We start from the raw sequence: 14,549 nt of genomic DNA, 5'->3' as shown, positions 1-14,549 counted from the left end.
CTCCTTCGTCGCGCTTGAGAACTGGTTCAGAGCTGGATGGACTTGATCTCGGTGAACTCGTCGAGCGCCGGGCGGCCCATCTCGCGGCCGACGCCGGAGGCCTTGTAGCCACCGAACGGCGCCAGCGGGTTGTAGGCGCCGCCGTTCACGTCGATCTGCCCGGTGCGCACGCGGCGCGCGAACGCCAGCGCGCGGTCCTGGTCGCCCGACCAGACGGCGCCGTGCAGGCCGTACTTCGAGTTGTTGGCGATCCGCAGCGCGTCTTCCTCGTCGTCGAACGGGATGATCGACAGCACGGGACCGAAGATCTCCTCCTGCGCGATCGTCGAGTCCGGGTCCACGCCCGCGAACACCGTCGGCCGCACGAAGTACCCGGTGCCGAGTCCGTCGGGGGTTTCGGCGCCACCGGTCACCAGCGTCGCGCCTTCGGCCACCCCCTTGGCGATGAACTCGCGCACGCGCTCACGCTGCGCCGCCGACACCAGCGGGCCGAGCTTCGTCTTGGCGTCCAGCGGGTCGCCGGGGGTGAAGCCTTCCGCGAACTTCTTCGCCAGCGCAACGGCTTCCTCGTGCTTCTCGCGCGGCACGAGCATGCGCGTCCACGCCGTGCAGGTCTGACCGGCGTTGAGGAAAGCGTTGGAGACGCCCACCTTCACGGCCGTGGCCAGGTCGGCGTCGTCGAGGATCACGTTGGCGGACTTGCCGCCCAGCTCCAGCGTCACGCGCTTGACCGAGCGCGCGGCGACCTCGGCCACGCGCGTGCCGGCGCGCACGGAACCGGTGAACGACACGACGTCGACCTCCGGGTGCGTCGCGAGCGCCTCGCCGACCACCGGGCCGAAGCCGGTGACCAGGTTGACCACGCCGGCGGGGAAACCGGCCTCGTGGATGGCGTCGAACAACTGGTAAGCGCTCAGCGGCGCGACCTCGCTGGGCTTGACCACCACGGTGCAGCCGGCGGCCAGCGCGGGCGCGATCTTGCACGTGATCTGGTGCAGCGGGTAGTTCCACGGCGTGATCGCCGCGACGACCCCGGCGGCCTCGCGCACGATCAGCGAGTTGCCGACCTTCTCCTCCGGCGCGTCTTCGCCGAGCAGATCCACGTACGTCTGCACGTCGGTCTGCGGCAGCGCGGCCTGGATGCGGGTGGCGATGCGCAGCGGCGTGCCGACGTCGCGCGCGATCGTCTCGCCGATCTCCTCGGCGCGCTGGGCGAGTCCGTCGTGGAGCTTGCGCAGCAGTTCTGCGCGCTCGGCCCGCGTGGTGGCCGACCAGGCCGGGAAGGCCTCGCGCGCCGCCCGCACCGCGCGGTCGACGTCGTCGGCCGAGCCTTCCGGGATCCGCGCCTGCACCTGCTCGGTGGCCGGGTTCTCGACGGCGATCGTGGCGGCTCCCGCCGCCGGGACCCACTTGCCGCCGATGTACAGCACGTTGCGCTCCTGCACCGAGTCTCCTTCGACCGGGAATCGCCTTCGCGGCGGATTCTATAGAAAACCCGGGCGCCCTGCCCAGTGCGGATTCGTCACTCCCCCGCGAGTACGCCCTGCGCCGCGAGGAAGTCGACCAGCAGAGCGCCGGCGAGGCGGATGTGCGCGCTCATCGCGGCCCGCGCCGGCGCCGTCGCCCCTTCGCGCAGCGCGGCGAGGATCGGCGCGTGGCCGTCGCGTGCGGCGAGCGGCCAGCCGGGGATGTCGGCGTAGGCGGTGAACGGCACGTACCGCAGCGTCAGCGACAGCATCCAGGTGAGCTTCGGCGCGGCCGCGGCGTGGTTGACGCGGCGGTGCAGCTCGAAGTCAGCGCGTTCGGTGGCGTCGAGATCCCCGGCGGCCACGGCGCGTTCGAGCTCGTCCTGCAACTCGGCGAGACCGGCGAGGTCGGCGGCGGTGAGCCGCCCCGCCGCCCGGGCCGCGAGCTCGCCGGAGAGGTAGGCCTGCGTGTCGTAGAGGTCGGTCACGTCCTGGCGCGTCACCGGCACCACGCTGAAGCCGCGACCGGGGCGGAAGTCGACCATGCCCTCGCCCGTGAGGGACATCAGCGCTTCGCGCACCGGAGTGGCGCTCACGCCCAGCTGGTCGGCGAGGTGCTCGGTGCGCAGCCGTTCGCCGCCGCGCACGGCGCCGCTCATGATGAGGTCGCGGACCTGCTTGGCCACCCGCGGGCTCAGCCGCTCCCCCGGCTGCCGCGTCTGTCCGGCTTCTGCCACGAAACGACCACCCTGCGGGGCTCCGGCGACGATTCACGCCATCGTAGCGCCGGACGATCCGCCGTGCGGCCGCTACCGCACGGGCGCCACCGGGCCTAGCGTTCGCCGCATGGAAACCCTCGACGCGGGCGGGCAGCGGATCGCCTACCGCACCAGCCCCGGGTCCGGCCCGGCCGTGATGTTCGTGCACGGCAACTCCTCGTCCTCGGCAGCGTGGGCGCGCGTGCTCGACGGCCCCTTCGGGCGGCGGTTCCGCGTGCTCGCGCTCGACCTGCCGGGCCACGGCGAGTCCGCACGGGCGAAAGACCCGGCCACCTACTCGATCCCCGGTTACGCCCGCGTGGTCGCGGACTTCGCCGAAGCGGCGGGCGCCGGCGACGCCGTGCTCGTCGGCTGGAGCCTGGGCGGGCACATCGCGCTCTCGGCCTCGACGCGGCTGCCCGGCGTGCGCGGGATCGTCGTGCACGGCACGCCGCCGGTCGCGTCGCCGGCCGACCTCGCCACGGCGTTCCTGCCGAACCCGGCCGTCGCCACCGGGTTCACCGGCGAAGTGTCCCGAGAGGACGCGGCGGCGTACGCCCGCGCCCAGCTCGCGCTCGGCTCGCCGCTGCCGGTCGACGCGGCGGTCGCCCACATCCTCGCCACCGACCCCGAAGCGCGCGCCGCGCTCGGCCGCAGCCTGCAGACCGTCGAGAACGCCGACGAGCGCGCGATCGTCGCCGGCGCCCGCGTGCCCGTGGCGCTCCTGCACGGCGCCGAGGAGCAGCTGGTGAACCTCGAGTACCTGCGCACCATCACCTCACCACGCCTGTGGCGCGGCGAAGTGCAGGTGCTGCCCGGTGCGGGCCACACGCCACAGGACGAGACCCCGGAGGCGTACGAGGCGGTGCTCACCGCGTTCGTCGACGAGCTGCCGTGATCCCGATCGTCCGGAGAAACCTCAGCCTCTCCCCGGGAGGCTTGCCCGGCAGGCCCACTCCGTGCGAGCGTTCGACTGGTGTCCGAAGTGGACATCCAAGGAGGGAGAACACTGGGGGGGAACAGGAAAAGCGGCGCTGGTGGCGGTCGTGGCGGGGGCACTGGCGACGGCGGGCACGATCGGGATCACCACCGCGTCGGCGAGCGGCGACCAGCCGCCGGAGGGCGCGCGGGCGACCGTACGCGTGAGCCCCGCCCCCGCCGCCGCGCGAGACCAGGAAGTCTCGATCACCGGGAACTGCGGGGGCGGCACCGCGCTGAAGTCCGTGCTGGGCGGGCTGCCGGAAACCCGGCACGCGCCGACATCCGCATCGCCGACCCCGACCCAGCGCACTACCGGGCCACCGCCCGCGTGGCGGACCGAATCGGCTCGGGGGCCGGGCCGGTCCTGGTCGACCGCGGCGGCGAAGCGGGCGCGCCCCTGCTGATGACACGCTTCTGAGGCCAGGCCCGGGGATCCCGGCGGCGGGATCCCGACCCGGCACCACCGTTCGGCACCACTGTGAGGTTGCTGTGCATCCGGGCGTTCGGCGTGCTTCGCGCCGGAAAGCGTGATGCCCTGAACGGGTGGTGATCAACGTTTCCCGGGCGGCGCTGGCGGTGTCGGCCGCCGCAGTGCTGGTGCTGACGGGCGGCGCGGCGGTGTCCACCTCGGTCGCGGACTCCGACGAGCTGCTGGGCGGCGACACAGTCGCGAGTGCGGCCGTGCCCGAGACCCTGTCAGCCACGCCCGCGACCGCGGCCACCGACGCGGTCGGCGCGTTGTTCTCCGGGGGTAAGCACTTCTGTTCCGCCAGCGTGGTCCACAGCCCGGCCGGCGACCTCGTCCTCACCGCCGCGCACTGCCTCGACGGCGGCACCGACGGCCTCACGTTCGAGCCCGGTTACCACGACGGTGTCGCCCCCTACGGCAGCTGGCAGGTGACGGCCGCGGCCGTGCCGGCGGGCTGGACCGCCTCGGCCGATCAGGACCTCGACTTCGCGTTCCTCACCGTCACGCAGCCCGGCACCGCCGCGTCGCTGGAAAGCCTGACCGGCGCGAACCGGCTCGGCGTCGACCGGGGCTTCACGAACCCCATCACGCTCACCGGCTACCCGGACACGGTCGACGCCCCGGTCGTCTGCGCGAACACCACGACCCAGTCGGACACCTACCAGCAGCGCGTGGCGTGCCCCGGCTTCCCCGACGGCACCAGCGGCGGCCCGTGGGTCACGGCGGCCGACCCGGCGACCGGGCTCGGCACGGTGGTCGGCGTGATCGGCGGCTACGAACAGGGCGGCGACACTCCGGACGTGTCCTACAGCGCCTACTTCGAGAACGACATCCAGCAGCTCTACGACTCCGTTGCCGGGTAACGACCAGCACAGTCTCTTGTGAGGACTGCCTGCCGCCAGCTAGGTTGTTTTTGCCAACCGAGCCGACGGGAGCCCCGTTCATGTCCCCAGCCCCGGTCCGTCCCGGCGCGGTCCTGCTCGTGGTCTCGGCCGCGACGTTCCTGGCGAGCCTCGACCTGTTCATCGTCACGGTCGCGTTCCCGGCCATCCGCGTGGCCTTCACCGGCGCCGATCTCGCGACGACGTCGTGGGTGCTCAACGGCTACACCGTGCTCTTCGCCGCCTTCCTCGCCCCGGCGGGCCGGCTCGCCGACCGCTACGGCCGCCGGCGGCTGTTCCTCTCCGGTGTCGCGGTGTTCACCCTGGCTTCGGCCGCGTGCGCGGCGGCGACCTCGATCGAGCTGCTCGTGGCGTTCCGCGCGCTGCAGGCGGTGGGCGCGGCGCTGGTGATGCCGACCGCGCTGGCCCTGCTGCTCACCGCGTTCCCGCCCCACCGGCGGTCGATGGCGGTCGGGGTGTGGGCGTCGATCGGCGCGGTGGCGGCGGCGTTCGGCCCGCCCGTCGGCGGCCTGCTGGTGGAAGCGTCGTGGCGCTGGGTGTTCCTGGTGAACCTGCCGATCGGGGTGCTCACGCTGGTGTTCGGCCCGCGGGTGCTGCGCGAGACGCGCGACGGCACCACCGGTGTCCCCGACTTCCTCGGCGCGCTCGGCCTGCTCGTCGGCGTCGGGGCGTGGCGTACGCACTGGTCGAGGCGCCCGACCGCGGCTGGGGTTCACCGGCCGTGCTGATCGCGTTCGCCGTCGCCGCGGTGGCGCTGGCGTGGGTCCCGTGGCGCTCGGCGCGGCACGCCGTGCCGGTGCTCGACCTGCCGGCGCTGCGCGTGCCGACGCTGTGGCTGGCGTGCCTCGCGGTCGCCGTGTACTCGGCGGGCTTCGGCGCGATGCTGTTCGGCAACGTGCTGTTCCTGACGTCGCAGTGGCACGACTCGATCCTCGTGGCAGGCCTGTCGCTGGCGCCCGGCCCGCTCGTGGTCGTGCCCATGTCGCAGCTCGCGGGCCGGCTCGCGCACCGCACGGGCCCCGGGCCGGTGATCGCGGCCGGCGGCTTGGCCATGGCGCTCGGCGTGACGGTGTGGCTGCTGCGCATGGGGTCCGAACCGGCGTACCTGACGGCGATGCTGCCCGGCCAGCTCCTGACCGGCGCCGGCGTGGGCCTCACCATGCCGAGCGTCTCCGGCATCGTCGCGACGGTCCTGCCCGCCGTCCGCTGGGGCGCGGGGTCGTCGATGATCAACACCAGCCGCCAGGTCGGCACGGTGCTCGGCACGGCCGTGCTCGTCGCGATCTACGCCGGCACGCAGGACCTCGCGGCCTTCCGGCGCGGCTGGCTGCTGATCCTCAGCACCGGCATCGCGACTTCCTTGGCCGGGCTCGCGATCGCCGCCCGGCGGCGCACGGACCACGTACCCGAGAGCGCGCCGGAGCCCACGCTCGCCACGCGAACTTGACCTGGAGCGCGCTCAAGCTCCTAGCCTCGAAGCCATGACCGTGACACAACAGCACAAGATCGGCTCGGGGTTCGGCTGGGATACGACAACGTCGGAGGTCCTCGCGGGCATCGACCTGTCTGGCAAGCTGGCGATCGTCACCGGTGGCTACTCGGGCATCGGCCTGGCGACCACCCACGCCCTCACCGCCGCGGGCGCGCACGTCGTCGTGCCGGCGCGCCGCCCCGATGCCGCAGCGGAAGCCCTCGCCGGCCTCGACAACGTGGAGACCGCCCCGCTCGACCTCGGCGACCTCGACAGCGTGCGCGCGTTCGCCGACGGCTTCCTCGCCTCCGGCCGCGGCATCGACCTGTTCATCGGCAGCGCGGGTGTGATGGCCAACCCGCTCGAACGCGTCGGCCCCGGCTGGGAACGTCAGTTCGCGACCAACCACCTCGGCCACTTCGCCCTCGTCAACCGCCTCTGGCCCGCCGTCCACCGGGGCGCCCGCATCGTCGCCGTCTCCTCCCGCGGCCACCACTACTCCGACATCCGCTGGGACGACCTCGACTTCACCACCGGCGAGTACGACAAGTGGGTCGCGTACGGCCAGGCCAAGACCGCCAACGTCTTGTTCGCCGTGCAGCTGGACGCCCTGGCGAAGCAGCACGGCATCCGCGCGTTCGCGTTGCACCCCGGGCCGATCGCGACGCCGCTGCTGCGGCACCTGTCGCGCGAGGAGATGGTGGAGCGCGGGTGGATCGACGAGGAGGGCAACCTGATCGCGAAGTTCAAGACGCCCGAGCAGGGCGCCGCGACGCAGGTGTGGGCCGCGACGTCGCCGCAGCTCGCGGAGCTGGGCGGGGTGTACTGCGAGGACTGCGACGTCGCCGAGGTCAACGAGGTGACGACCGGCAACGGGGTCGCCCCCTACGCCGTCGATCCCGAGTCGGCGGCGCGGCTGTGGCGGCTTTCCGCGGAGCTGACCGGGGTCGACGCGTTCGCGGGCTGAGCCGAAGGCCGAAGTGGACGGTCAGGGCGAGCTGGGCGGGGTGGCCGGCACCTGGTGCAGCGTCAGGTTCTGCCCGACCGACGGGTCGGCCGTCCACTTACCCGACGCGGCCGTCCAGGCTTGGCCGGCGAAGGTGACCTTGTCGACGCCCACCGTGGCGGCGCGGGCGACCAGCCAGGTGCTGATGGCCCAGCCCTGCGCGGCCGGGTGGGCGCCGCTGAGGCGGGCCGTGCCCAGCTCCGCGTCGGCGGTCTTCACCAGGTCGGCGGTGGCCGGGCCGACGGTGATGTTGCGGCAGGTCAGTGCGGCCGGGATCTGGCCGGTCAGCGCGTTCGCCGCGGCGCGCGCGACGGGTTCCCACTGGGCGTAGGCGTCGGGCGCGGCGGAGCGCTGCACAGCCTGCGCCGCCTGGGTGATCGGCATCGACTCCCAGCCCGAGAGCTTGGCGAGCTTGTCGTAGAACGCCGTGGCCGCGTAGACCGGGTCCTGCAGCTGCGCCGGTGTACCCCAGCCCTGGCTCGGCCGCTGCTGGAACAGGCCGACCGAGTCGCGGTCACCGCCGCTGAGGTTGCGCAGCTTCGACTCCTGCAACGCCGTGGCCAGCGCGACCGTGACGGCGTGCGACGGCAGCCCTTCCTTCGAAGCCACCGCGGCGATCGTCGCCGCGTTGCTCATCTGGTCGGGCTTCAGCGTGTACTGCGTCGGATCCTGCTGACCCGGCTCCTGCGGCACCGTGACCGTGCACCCGGGCGTCGCGACGTCACTGCCCCGCGACAGCACCACCACCACGACGACCACGGCCACGAGGACCACGACGACCGCAGCGATCGCCGCCTTGACCCCGCATCCGCGCACCCGTCCCCCCGCCCTTCTCCGAAACCTGTTCGGACAATTCTGCCCGGAGGACCGGTAGGGCCCGTGTGTGGGTGAAGGAGGACGGGCCGGGATCAGTCGCCGTCGGCGGCACCCAGGAAGATCGGGTTGGACATGGCGACCATCGCGTTCGGCGTGGTGGTGTTCGGCCCGCCCGACGGACGCCGCACCTCCACGCGCACCCACCGGCTGTAGCGCGGGTAGGTCGTCCACGTCACGGTGGCGGTGCCGCTGTCGGGCACCGTCTCGACGTGCTCGGTGCCGAGCTGGTCGAGAAACGTGACCGTGGTGCCCGGCGCGCCGGTCACCGTCGCGCTCACCGTGACCGCGGTGCCGGTGCCGGCCGTGAGCCGCTCGCCGATGCCCGCGCTGCGCCCGCCGCCGGACGCGCCGAACACGAGGTTCACGTCCTTCGACTCGGCCAGCCACGTCCGGCCCGCCTTGAGGCCGGCCAGCAGGTCGGCGCGGCGGAGGCTGTCCGCCTTCACCACCGTGTGCGGCAGGGCCACGATCTGGTCCGGGTTGTGGGCGTCGGAGTCGCCGATCGCGGGGATCCAGCGGCCGCCGCGCAGCAGGCCGTCCCAGTGCGTGACGCTGGCCTCGTCGTCCTGGGTCCACGGGCCGTTCCAGACCTCGACGAGGTCGGCGATCTCGTAGGCGAACTCGTACGTGCAGCCGAAGCAGTTCGCGAACGGGTGCGCCGCGGTGACCAGGCCGCCCGCGCGGTGCACCTGGTCGGTGAAGTGCCGGAAGTCCGCCGCGTCGGACGCGCGGTAGCGCCAGTCGATCCAGGTGCCGGCGGGCAGGCCGATCGCGGGCCAGTGGCCCGAGCGCGTGGTGACCTCTTCGCCGTTGAGGATCAGCAGGTCATCGGTGGCGTAGTCGCCCCAGATCAGCTGCGAGCTCTTGGTGTTGTGGTCGGTGGAGACGATGAAGTCGAGCCCGGCGGCGCGGGCGTCGGCGACGAGTTGATCCGGCGTGCGTTTGCCGTCGGAGTGGACGGTGTGCAGGTGGCAGTCGCCGCGGTACCAGGACTTGCCGCGCTCGCGGGCCGGCGCCGTCTCCGGCGCGGGGTTCGGCTTGAACGGCTTGCCGTCCGCGCCGAACGTCAGCGTGATGTCCACGCGGTAGTTCATGCCCTGCGGCGCCACGGTGTACGGGCCGAGGATCACGTGCCAGCGGCCCTGCTTGATCGGGCCGGCGACGTACCCGGGGGTGGCCTCCGAAGCGCTGATCGAGAAGCGGTCGCGGAACCCGCCGGACCAGCCGCGGAAGCCGCGCGTGTTGCCGAGGTCGTGCCCCTCGGGCCCGAACATGCCGATGTCACAGGCGTTTCCGCGCACTCCTGCGGGCACGCCCGGCCGGTCGTAGGAGTAGACGACATCGATCTGCTTGACCCCGCGGGGCACGTCGACGGGCAGGTAGTACCAATCAGGCACGTCAGGCTTGAACGTGCCCGTGACCGTCTTGGTCTGCTGCGCCGTGCCCGGCGCGGGAGCCGCGAACGCGACGCCGGGCAGCATGCCCATCGCCGCTCCGGCCGCCACGACACCACTCACGCGCAACAAGTTACGCCGGCTCAGATCCCCAGTGGACATGCGTTCCTCCGCATAGGTCGAAGACGGCCCGACGCTAGGCGAGGCCGAGCGCCGCCATCAACGACGCGCGGGTGAACACTCGGCGACCCGTGCTATTCGTCCGTTCCTGCGGGAAACACTCCGGCCAGCCAAGTGGTCCAGGCCGCTTCCGGGTCCGCCGGGCCGCCGAAGACGTGCGCCGCCACGGCGACCGGCCGGCCCCACGCGTCGCGGCCGTAGACGCGGTAGAGCGCGCCGGCCGTCCGGATGCCGAGGAAGCGATCGGTGCGGTAGTCGACGACGCCCTCGATCGGCGTCGGTCCCGCGGCCACGACCCGGTCGCCGACGGCCGCGTCGCCCACACCGAGCGCGTCGCACACCGCCGCGAACCCGCCGTCGGCCGAGGACTCCGGCGCGCCTGCCGACACGTACGTCGCGTCGCGGCCCGCGAAGTGGCGGACGTACTCAGTGAGCGAGTGGTAGTAGAACTTCGTGTGGTGCAGGCAGGAGTCGAGCTGCACGTCGTGGTCCTCGCCGAGCACGGAGCGGTGCCGGTAGCGCAGCAGCGTGCCGGCTCCGCGGGGCTCGAGGTCGTAGTCGAGCTGGTTGAACCACCCGTCGGCGGAGTCGGCGCGCGTAACGAACCGCCGCGCCGGGTCCCACTCGACGACGGTGCCGCCGGTCGACGTCAGGCCGCGCTCGGCGCCGCCGGGGCGCGGCTCGTAGGCGATCTCCCACAGCCAGCCGCTGGCGTGCGCGGTGAACGCGTCCCACACCTGCTCCGGCGTCCCCGCCAGCACGCCTTCCCACCGGACGTCGATCTCGGTGCCCATGTCGTCTCCTTCGCTCCGAGGGGACGCGCGGTGCGCCCCTTCACGGACGCGTCGGAGGGGGCGGACGCGCTTCGACAAATCGGCAGGGAAATTCTTCAGGCGGGTTTGCGCGGCCCCCGGTACGGCAGCGTCTGGCCGTAGACGACGTTCGTGGTCGTGCTGCCGAACCGCGCCAACTCCCCCATGAGCTGCTCGAGGTGCGCCCTGGACGTGGCGGCGACCTTGAGCGTGTAGCAGTCGTCGCCGGTGGTGCGCAGGCATTCGAGCAGCTCGGTGCGTTCGGCCAGCAGCCGGTGCAGCGGCTCGTGGCGGTTGCCGGGGAACTTCAGCCGCACCACGGCCCGCTTGCCCAGCTCGGTGAGCGCGAGCCGGCCGTTCTGCTGCAGCGCCGCGAGGATCGCCCAGTCGGTGTCGTCGAGAGCCTCAGCCATCCCGCACTCTACCGGCAGATCCACGGCCATCAGCCGATATGCCGGACAAGATTCCTTCACCGGTCCGGTCCGCGCGGATAGCGTTGGTGGCGTGCGACTCGGCGTGAACATCCCGAACTTCGGCCCCGGCGCCGACCCCGGCGTGTTGCGCGCGTGGGCGCAAACCGGCGAAGGGCTCGGTTACGACCTGCTGATGGTGTCCGACCACGTCGCCATCACGCCCGACGTGGCGGCGCAGTACCCCGCGCCGTTCTACGAGCCGTTCACCACGTTGTCGTGGCTGGCGGGCGCGACGACGGACGTGGGGCTGGGCACCACCGTGCTGATCCTCCCCTACCGGCACCCGCTGCTCACCGCGCGCATGGCCGCGAACCTCGCCGACCTCAGCGGCGGCCGGTTCGTGCTCGGCGTGGGCGTCGGCTGGGCGCGCGAGGAGTACGCGGCGCTCGGCGTGCCGTTCGACCGCCGCGGCGCGCTGACCGACGCGCACCTGGCTACCATCCGCGCCGCGTGGGCCGACGAGGACGACTACCGGGCGGGCCGGGTGCCCGTGTGGATCGGCGGCGGCAGTGACGCCGCCCTGCGCCGTTCGGTGCGCTTCGGCGACGCGTGGCACCCGCTGCGCTTCCGGCTGCCGTGGGTCCGCGACGCGCTCGGCCGGCTGCGGGACCTCGCCGGCGCCGAGGGCAGACCGGTGCCCGGGTTCGCGCCGCGGATCGTCCTGCGGCTCACCGACGCGCCGCCCACCGACCGGCTCGCGGGCGAGGGCACGCTGGAGCAGATCGTGGGCGATCTGGAGGAACTTCGGCGGCTCGGCGCCGAAGACGTGGTGTTCGACCCGTTCTCGGGCGACCCTGAAGAGACCCGGCGGCCCTCGGCGGCCTGGCGGGCGCTCGCGGCCGTCGCGGACGCCTGGAAGCAGCACTCCCTCGAAAGGGGACCACGATGACCGAGGCCCTGCTCCGCCGTGCGATCGAGCTCGCAGCCACGGCGCGGGCCAGCGGGAACCCGCCGTTCGGCTCGCTGCTCGCCACCGCCGAGGGCAAGGTGCTCGTCGAGGAGTGGAACACGTCGCTCACGGACCGGGACATCACCGCGCACCCCGAGCTGAAGCTCGCGCGCTGGGCCGCGCGCGAGCTCAGCCCCGAGACGGCCGCGCTGACGACGATGTACACCAGCTGCCAGCCGTGCGGGATGTGCACGGGCGCCATCGAACGCGCAGGACTCGGCCGGGTGGTCTTCGCCCTGTCCACGCAACAGCTGGCCACCCTGAAACCACCCGCGCCCGGCGCGAGTTTCGAACTGCGGGGCCCCGCGTTGTTCGACGAAGCCCGCCTGCCCGTGGACGGTTATTACCACTGAATTGCAATTGCGCGGCGACCCGGCGAATATCAGCCGCAGGTGGTGATCAATTCTCTTTCTCCGGCTCCCCGGCCGACTTCCCGGCGCACGGGAACGCAGGCCAGGAGCAGGGAAACAGCCACGACGCCCAGGAGCACGTGGCCGGCGAGGGCACACAATCCGCACAATGCGGTCCATAGGACGATCTTCATTCACCGAGTGTAGGGCCCGGCCCACAATGCAGCGGAAAACTTGGGAAAGACTTAGGGTTCCCATTCGGGCACACCCGGAAACGTAGGCAAGCCTCAATTTCCCGATACGGCGCGGGTACGGGAAGATCACCGCGTGCCCGCTCCCGGAACCAGTGCCCTCGTCGTCGAGCTCCCCGCCGCGAGCCACCTGCTCGAGGCCGCCGCCGCGATCAGCGCCACGCTGGTGCGTCCCGGCATGCCCCCGCACGTCACGGCGCTCTACCCGTTCCTGCCTGCCGCCGAGCTCACGGCCGAGGTCGACGCCGCCGTGACCGCGCTGGCGGCCGCCCACGAAGCGGTCGACGTCGCGCTGGGCGACGTGGTGGTCGCCCCCGGGTTCGTCGCCGCGGCGGCCCCGGCGCTGCAGCCGCTCGCCGACGCCGCGTGCGACCGCTGGCCCGGCGTCCGGCCGTACGGCGGCCGCTTCGGGCCGCACCCCCCGGCCCACCTCACGATCGCGATGGGCGGCAGCGACGAGCAGAACACCGAGGTGACGCGGCGCGTGGAGCGGCTTCTGCCGCTGACCGCGCGCGCCGAGGCATTGCACCTGGTCGTGCTCACCGAAGAGGGCTGGCAGCTCCGGCTGACGGCTCCGCTCGCAGCGCCCGCGCGATAGCCCGCAGCCGCGCGACGTCGGCCGCGAACGCGGTGTCGCCCTCGACGTCGCCGGCCGGACCCGCCACCGCGTCACCGCCGCCCCGCCGCAGCAGGCCGGCGGCCGCCTCGGGCGGAGCCGACGGCGGGATGCCGGCGAGCAGCAGACCGTCGTTGATCTCGCTCAGCACCGTCAGCAGCCGTTCGCGCCCGGTCGCGCCCGCGCGGCCGAGACGGACGACGTCGGGAAACCGCCGGGCGAGGTGCTCGCGCAGCGGGCGCAGCTCGGCCCGCGTCCGCGCATCGCGCGCCGCGCGCGCGGCCGCGGGGATCGCGGGCACGGTCAGGCCGACCACGATCAGCAGCACCGAGATCGCCGGGAAACCCACGGCCAGCGCGCAGTCGACCGTCGAGAACGCGCCGCGGCAGACCACGGCGACCGGGTGCTCGGCGGTCACGTCGGCGACGAGGTCCACGATCTTGCCCGCGAGGTAGGCCAGCGCGAACCCGCACGCCACGAGCAGCACCCCGAGTCCCACCCGCAACGCGCCGGTGCCCGCCCGGACCGCGCCCGCCGACACGATCGCGATGTCCACCACCGCGAACCCGAGGTAGAGCGTGTAGACCAAGACGTAGGCGACCAGCGTCGGGTTGGTCCGGTACAGCTCGTCGAACAGGCCGACGCCCACGGGCAGCCCGCGGGTCGAGAAGAACGCCACCACGAGTACGACGAGCGCGACCACGAGCGCGGCGAGCCGGCTGCGGCGCCGTTTCCCCGCCACGCCCCCGATCTCGGCGACGGTGATCTCGATGCCGTACGCGGCCACCATCGTCGCGAGGTTCGACAACAGCCGCCCGAGGCTCGGGTAAATCCGGCTTTCGATCGCCTGCGCGCTGTCGGCCAGCAAGCACAACGCGAGGCCGAGCGCGATCAGGCTCGTGGCCAGCCCGGCGCCCGCACCGGTGCGCCGCACCCGCACGGCGCGCCACGTCCCGGCGGCCACGGCGACGAGCCCGACCCCGAAGAACAGCGCGTCGATCATCCGGCCGCTACCCGAGCAGCGACGCGAGCCGCCGCGCGCGATCGGCCGAGCGCCCGGACGCACCGGGCCGGAGCGGTTCGCCCTCGGCCGTCGCCGCGCTCATCAGCAGCACCGCGATGAGCTCGGCCTCGTACTCGTCGACGTCGGTCGTCACGCGCGTGAGCAGGTGCGAAAGCGTGTGGGAACTGAGGTCGGGCGCCAGCGCCGCGGCTTCCGCATCGGACATCACGCAGGCCCCGCTGTGCTCGCACAGCAGATGCGCGAGCTCGTGGGCGATGATATGGTCCTGGTGCAACGGCGACGTGCCGGCCGTGTAGGCGATGAGGTCGTAATCCGTGCGCCGCTGCCAGGCGCCCGAGGGCCGGCCCGGCTCGTACTCCACCGCCACCAAGTCGATGTCGCGGCCGCGGCGGCGTTCCAGCTCGTCCACCCACGCGTTCATCGACCACGGGCGCGGTGGCGGCACGACGCGCAGCAGCTCGCGCACTCGGGTGCGGGCGCGCGCTCTCAGGCTCGGGTCGATGACCCCTCCGGGTGCGCTCGGCGGCTGGACCAGCCGGGTGCACCGCGGCGCCCCGGCGGTGATCAGCAT

17 protein-coding genes are annotated in these 14,549 nt (G+C 73.0%); 9 read left to right on the top strand and 8 right to left on the bottom strand.

The window, feature by feature from the left end; translation table 11 throughout:
* Positions 1-26: 26 nt before the first annotated feature.
* Positions 27-1,445, bottom strand: coding sequence for an aldehyde dehydrogenase family protein (locus AB0F91_RS16610; RefSeq protein ID WP_360598398.1), 1,419 nt, complete (start codon positions 1,443-1,445; stop codon positions 27-29).
* 77 nt (positions 1,446-1,522) lie between these two features.
* Entirely contained in the window at positions 1,523-2,203 is a 681-nt protein-coding gene (locus tag AB0F91_RS16605; protein ID WP_360598397.1) for a GntR family transcriptional regulator, read from the bottom strand.
* A gap of 109 nt (positions 2,204-2,312) precedes the next feature.
* On the opposite strand from AB0F91_RS16605, the gene AB0F91_RS16600 reads away from it, so the two are divergent.
* The 6 genes from AB0F91_RS16600 (at position 2,313) to AB0F91_RS16575 (ending at position 7,014) form a co-directional block, all read left to right on the top strand.
* Entirely contained in the window at positions 2,313-3,122 is an 810-nt protein-coding gene (locus AB0F91_RS16600) for an alpha/beta hydrolase (protein WP_360598396.1), read from the top strand.
* A 148-nt stretch (positions 3,123-3,270) separates the two neighbouring features.
* Positions 3,271-3,609: a hypothetical protein gene (locus AB0F91_RS16595; protein ID WP_360598395.1), complete on the top strand. Its 339-nt coding sequence runs from the start codon at positions 3,271-3,273 to the stop codon at positions 3,607-3,609.
* Positions 3,610-3,748: 139 nt separating this feature from the next.
* On the top strand, positions 3,749-4,537 hold the full coding sequence (locus AB0F91_RS16590; RefSeq protein WP_360598394.1) for a trypsin-like peptidase domain-containing protein: 789 nt from the start codon (positions 3,749-3,751) through the stop codon (positions 4,535-4,537).
* 80 nt (positions 4,538-4,617) lie between these two features.
* Positions 4,618-5,304: an MFS transporter gene (locus tag AB0F91_RS16585; RefSeq protein ID WP_360598393.1), complete on the top strand. Its 687-nt coding sequence runs from the start codon at positions 4,618-4,620 to the stop codon at positions 5,302-5,304.
* Complete coding sequence (locus AB0F91_RS16580; protein WP_360598392.1) at positions 5,247-6,023, top strand: MFS transporter; 777 nt, start codon at positions 5,247-5,249, stop codon at positions 6,021-6,023. Before AB0F91_RS16585 ends, AB0F91_RS16580 begins: the two co-directional genes overlap by 58 nt.
* Before the next feature lie 34 nt (positions 6,024-6,057).
* Entirely contained in the window at positions 6,058-7,014 is a 957-nt protein-coding gene (locus tag AB0F91_RS16575) for an SDR family NAD(P)-dependent oxidoreductase (RefSeq protein ID WP_360598391.1), read from the top strand.
* 21 nt (positions 7,015-7,035) lie between these two features.
* On the opposite strand, the gene AB0F91_RS16570 is transcribed toward AB0F91_RS16575, so the two are convergent.
* The 4 genes from AB0F91_RS16570 to AB0F91_RS16555 form a co-directional block, all read right to left on the bottom strand.
* Positions 7,036-7,869: a hypothetical protein gene (locus AB0F91_RS16570; protein ID WP_360598390.1), complete on the bottom strand. Its 834-nt coding sequence runs from the start codon at positions 7,867-7,869 to the stop codon at positions 7,036-7,038.
* A gap of 92 nt (positions 7,870-7,961) precedes the next feature.
* Positions 7,962-9,485 carry a CehA/McbA family metallohydrolase gene (locus tag AB0F91_RS16565; RefSeq protein WP_360598389.1) on the bottom strand — a complete coding sequence of 508 codons (1,524 nt, stop codon included), beginning with the start codon at positions 9,483-9,485 and terminating at the stop codon, positions 7,962-7,964.
* A 92-nt stretch (positions 9,486-9,577) separates the two neighbouring features.
* The gene (locus tag AB0F91_RS16560; protein WP_360598388.1) at positions 9,578-10,297 is read right to left on the bottom strand and encodes an SRPBCC domain-containing protein; all 720 of its coding nucleotides are present in this window, start codon (positions 10,295-10,297) and stop codon (positions 9,578-9,580) included.
* A gap of 95 nt (positions 10,298-10,392) precedes the next feature.
* Positions 10,393-10,728, bottom strand: coding sequence for an Lrp/AsnC ligand binding domain-containing protein (locus tag AB0F91_RS16555; RefSeq protein WP_360598387.1), 336 nt, complete (start codon positions 10,726-10,728; stop codon positions 10,393-10,395).
* A 91-nt stretch (positions 10,729-10,819) separates the two neighbouring features.
* Between AB0F91_RS16555 and AB0F91_RS16550 the strand changes: the two genes are divergently transcribed.
* The 3 genes from AB0F91_RS16550 to AB0F91_RS16540 all read left to right on the top strand — a co-directional run bounded on the left by AB0F91_RS16550 (position 10,820) and on the right by AB0F91_RS16540 (position 12,936).
* Positions 10,820-11,677: an LLM class flavin-dependent oxidoreductase gene (locus AB0F91_RS16550; RefSeq protein ID WP_360598386.1), complete on the top strand. Its 858-nt coding sequence runs from the start codon at positions 10,820-10,822 to the stop codon at positions 11,675-11,677.
* On the top strand, positions 11,674-12,090 hold the full coding sequence (locus AB0F91_RS16545) for a nucleoside deaminase (RefSeq protein WP_360598385.1): 417 nt from the start codon (positions 11,674-11,676) through the stop codon (positions 12,088-12,090). Before AB0F91_RS16550 ends, AB0F91_RS16545 begins: the two co-directional genes overlap by 4 nt.
* 324 nt (positions 12,091-12,414) lie before the next feature.
* Positions 12,415-12,936 (top strand): 2'-5' RNA ligase family protein, encoded by a 522-nt coding sequence (locus AB0F91_RS16540; RefSeq protein WP_360598384.1) that lies wholly within the window; start codon positions 12,415-12,417, stop codon positions 12,934-12,936.
* On the opposite strand, the gene AB0F91_RS16535 is transcribed toward AB0F91_RS16540, so the two are convergent.
* Both AB0F91_RS16535 and AB0F91_RS16530 read right to left on the bottom strand, forming a co-directional pair.
* The gene (locus AB0F91_RS16535; RefSeq protein WP_360598383.1) at positions 12,878-13,957 is read right to left on the bottom strand and encodes a hypothetical protein; all 1,080 of its coding nucleotides are present in this window, start codon (positions 13,955-13,957) and stop codon (positions 12,878-12,880) included. The genes AB0F91_RS16540 and AB0F91_RS16535 overlap by 59 nt on opposite strands.
* 7 nt (positions 13,958-13,964) lie before the next feature.
* The gene (locus tag AB0F91_RS16530) at positions 13,965-14,549 is read right to left on the bottom strand and encodes a hypothetical protein (protein WP_360598382.1); all 585 of its coding nucleotides are present in this window, start codon (positions 14,547-14,549) and stop codon (positions 13,965-13,967) included.

This window comes from Amycolatopsis sp. NPDC023774 (assembly GCF_040639695.1).
In the GTDB taxonomy this organism is placed as follows: domain Bacteria; phylum Actinomycetota; class Actinomycetes; order Mycobacteriales; family Pseudonocardiaceae; genus Amycolatopsis.
This window is presented reverse-complemented; position numbering and strand designations above follow the sequence as displayed.